The sequence below is a fragment of the Verrucomicrobiota bacterium genome (assembly GCA_016871535.1).
Classification (GTDB): domain Bacteria; phylum Verrucomicrobiota; class Verrucomicrobiia; order Limisphaerales; family SIBE01; genus VHCZ01.
Genome location: VHCZ01000397.1, coordinates 1 through 3,730, shown reverse-complemented (window position 1 = coordinate 3,730; position 3,730 = coordinate 1). Strand labels below are relative to the sequence as shown.

At 58.6% G+C, this 3,730-nt stretch carries 3 protein-coding genes; 2 read left to right on the top strand and 1 reads right to left on the bottom strand.

From position 1 onward, the window contains the following. Positions 1-230 precede the first annotated feature (230 nt). Entirely contained in the window at positions 231-1,061 is an 831-nt protein-coding gene (locus FJ398_26700; protein MBM3841473.1) for a type II secretion system protein, read from the bottom strand. A gap of 103 nt (positions 1,062-1,164) precedes the next feature. Here FJ398_26700 and FJ398_26695 point away from each other — a divergent pair, with 103 nt between their 5' ends. Beyond that, on the top strand, positions 1,165-1,953 hold the full coding sequence (locus FJ398_26695) for a prepilin-type N-terminal cleavage/methylation domain-containing protein (GenBank protein MBM3841472.1): 789 nt from the start codon (positions 1,165-1,167) through the stop codon (positions 1,951-1,953). A 153-nt stretch (positions 1,954-2,106) separates the two neighbouring features. Then, a partial coding sequence (locus FJ398_26690; protein MBM3841471.1) for a VCBS repeat-containing protein occupies positions 2,107-3,730 on the top strand: 1,624 nt, incomplete at its 3' end.

Genomic DNA, 3,730 nt, shown 5'->3' with positions numbered 1-3,730 from the left:
GACGAGCCAAGGCCAGTGGATCCGATCCTGAGAACTCAACACGAGTCTGTAGTGAAGACTCCGAAATTGCCTCGGCTGCAAATCAACCGCTTACACCGAAAAACACCCTCCAGTTGCGAAAGTCGGGCTAAAACCAAGTGCTCCAATCCACCTCCGAACAGGAGAAGCACAGAGAAAACGGAGGGCCGCGAAAGCCACAATCCGAGATCTGCAAACCGCCGCGGATTCCGCTATCGGTCCCAACGCGTGTCGTAATGCTTCGGCTGCTGCGCTTGGTCCGGCGTGTAGGTTTCCACGTGCCAGTCCGCCAGCAGGACCGAGCCGCGACCGCTCTTGTAATAGGCCTGCGTCGCGGGCTTGGAACCGCGGAAGTATTTGTGGCGAGCGCCCAGGACATTGCCGGGCGGAACGAAGCGCCCGTCATCGATCACCGGCTGGCCGTTCTTCGGGTCGCCATTCTCGTCCACGAGCACCATCTTTTGCGTGGGCAGCTTGATTTCAGTGCTTTTGAACGGCAACGCCGGAGCGGAGCCGGCGACAATCGGGAAGATGGAGCCGGGTCCATAATTCTTGTCGGCCACATAACTCACCATGGAATAGCTGTAGAGGTAGGGATTGCTGTCGAGTTTTCTCCGCGCATCCCAATCCTGATCCGAAGCGCAGCGGAACAGGTTCGTCGAGAAATTGCCGATGTAGCGGCCAATCGCGCTGTTTCTCGTGTCGGTGATGATTTCCTTGGTGAAGGTCCCGCTGCCGCTCCGGTTGATGTTCCAGAAAATCCAATCCTCCTGCATGGGGTTGTAGGCGCCGCGCGAAGCGACCCCCGGAAAGGTATCCTGATTGTCATCGAGGTACATGGCGAAAGCGATGCCCAACTGCTTGAGATTATTGAGACAAGAGGTGTGCTGGGCCTTGGCCTTCGCGTGGCTCAACGCCGGCAGAAGCATGCCGGCCAGAATGGCGATGATGGCGATCACGACCAGCAGTTCGATCAAAGTGAATCCTCGTCGGCGCGGATCAAAGGCAGGCGAGTTTTCAGGGGTGCGTTTGGCTGATTTCATGACGATAATGTATGCCAGGTTCGGGCCCGAAATCAATCTTGCTCTCACGATTCCTTGTTATTCCCTTGTTGACGCCGAAGGCGCGTCGGCGGAATTTCCCAGCATGAACCCAGACCAGAGCAAATCCCGTTGTCCGAATTCCAGAGTTCATCTCCAACCCTTAACCGCTTTCACACTAATCGAGCTGTTGGTCGTGATTGCGATTATCGCCATCCTGGCCGGGATGCTTTTGCCCGCGCTATCCAGGGCCAAGGCCAAAGGCAAACAGACCGCTTGCCTGTCGAACATGCGGCAGATCGGGTTGGGGACCGTCATGTACGCGCAGGATCATCAAGACTACCTGCCCTACGGCTACGCCTACACGTGGCCGGGGCAAAAGGAATTGTACTGGTGGCAAGACCTTTGCCGGCCCTATATGCAAACCGAAACGGTCTATAGCTGTTCGAGCGCAAACCCGCACGCCGCCTGGACGGACCGGCGTCCGCCCGGCACGCCCAAGCCCTTGATCAAGGACTACATTTGCAACGCGCAAGGCGGCGCTTATGAGGAAAGCGGGAAAAAGGACTGGGTCAGAGCGAACGGGCCGTTCATCAACAATTGGGACAATCCCAGCCGAAAGATGGCTGAGATTCAGGACACCGCGGGCACGATCGCCATCGCCGATGGCAACACGAACGTCTTCGAAATCTGGCGGCTCGAACAGGTGGATGCCTGGTACAACGCCGGCTACGGCAACGCCTTCATCGGGAATACCGGCGATAAGAAGTACGCGGACCAGGGCCACATCGCCAAGCGCCACGGCAAAGGGTTCAACGCCTCTTTCTGCGACGGCCACGCCGAGGCGATCAAGAAATCCAAGTTGGGCCAGTGGACCAATCGGGCGAACGACTGATCAAGAAGAAAGCATCGCAACGGCAATGAGAATCGCTTAGTTTCCGCTCCCGACGAATGAACCGAAACAAGGTCGTTCCGCGGTCGTGAGCAGAGCTTGGTGAATACGAGAGAAGCACATTGCCTGGTCCTTTTGACGCTAATCGCAAGCCCGATGCGGCTCCATGGGGAGTTGTCTGCGCAGCCTGGTCCAGGATTCAAGTCGGCGCCCGTCAAGGTCACGACCGGGAAGACGGGCTTCGCCCGTCTGGATTCGTCCGCGACCGGAATCGCTTTCACCAATCGGCTTTCAGACGACCGTTCTCTGTCGAATCGAAATCTGCTGAGCGGTTCGGGCGTCGCCGCGGGCGATGTGGACGGCGACGGTCTTTACGATCTCTATTTCTGCGGACTGGACAGCGACAACGTCCTTTACCGCAACCTGGGAAATTGGAGATTCGAGGACATCACGGCGGCGGCGGGCGTGGCTTCTGCCAGGGACGATGCCACCGCGGCGGCGTTTGCGGACATTGACGGAGACGGTGACCTCGATTTGCTGGTGAATTCTCTCGGAGGCGGCACGCGCATCTTTCAGAACGATGGCAAGGCGCGTTTCCAGGAAATCACGGCGCAATCCGGCGTGGCGTCCAAAGCCGGCAGCATGTCCATGGCGCTGGCGGATATTGAAGGGGACGGCGACCTTGATCTTTACGTGGCCAATTTTCGGCCCACCACCATCCAGGATCAGATCACTACGCGTTTCTCCGTGCGTCCCATCGGCGACCGCCACGTGGTCACGCACGTCAACGGCCAGCCCGCCACGTCGCCGGAGTTCACCAATCGCTTTGTCGTGACGCCGGCTGGCAGCGTCCTGGAACTCGGCGAGGCGGACTTCCTGTTTCTGAACGATGGCAAGGGAAAATTCACGGTCGTTCCCTTCACGGACGGCGCTTTTCTCGATGAAAAGGGACGGCCCTTGCGCGAGCCGCCGCGAGACTGGGGCCTGGCCGTGCAATTCCACGACATCAACGTCGACGGCGCCCCGGATATTTACGTCTGTAACGATCTCTACACCCCGGACCGAATCTGGATCAATGACGGACGCGGCCGCTTTCGCGCGCTGGACAACCTTTCGCTGCGCGACACGAGCACCTTTTCCATGGGAGTGGATTTTGCGGACATCGACCGCGACGGGGCGGTCGATTTTTTCGTGGTCGATATGCTCAGCCGCGATCATGTGAATCGGCACGTCCAGATTTCTCAGAGCCGTTCTGGGCGCGCGCCGCCCGGGCCGATCGATCTGCGGCTCCAGCAACTCCGCAATACGCTGCTGGTCAATCGCGGCGACACGACCTTTGCCGAAATCTCTTTTTACAGCGGCGTCGAAGCCTCTGAGTGGTCGTGGGGGCCGATCTTTCTGGACGTCGATCTGGACGGGTATGAAGACATCCTGGTGACCAACGGCCAATTGCGCGACTTCCAAAACGCAGACATGGCCACCCGATATGAGTCCGCGAAGACCGGCAAGCAACTCACTCCGTCGGAAGCAATGAGCCTGATCCGCTTTTTCCCGGACTACAAATCTCCCAACATGATTTTCAGAAATCGAGGCGACCTGACGTTTGAGGAAGTAGGTGCAGCCTGGGGCTTCAACGCAATCGGAATCTCGCAGGGCATGGCGCTGGCGGACCTGGACAATGACGGGGACCTGGACGTAGTGATGAATAATTTGAACGAAGTGGCCGGGGTGTTTCGCAACGAAGGCTCGGCTCCCCGCGTCGCCGTCCGGCTCAAAGGCA

Bases quoted from the DNA above. Each gene is read 5' to 3' on its own strand.
- FJ398_26700 (MBM3841473.1), bottom strand. From the start codon at position 1,061: ATGAAATCAGCCAAACGCACCCCTGAAAACTCGCCTGCCTTTGATCCG.
- FJ398_26695 (MBM3841472.1), top strand. From the start codon at position 1,165: ATGAACCCAGACCAGAGCAAATCCCGTTGTCCGAATTCCAGAGTTCAT.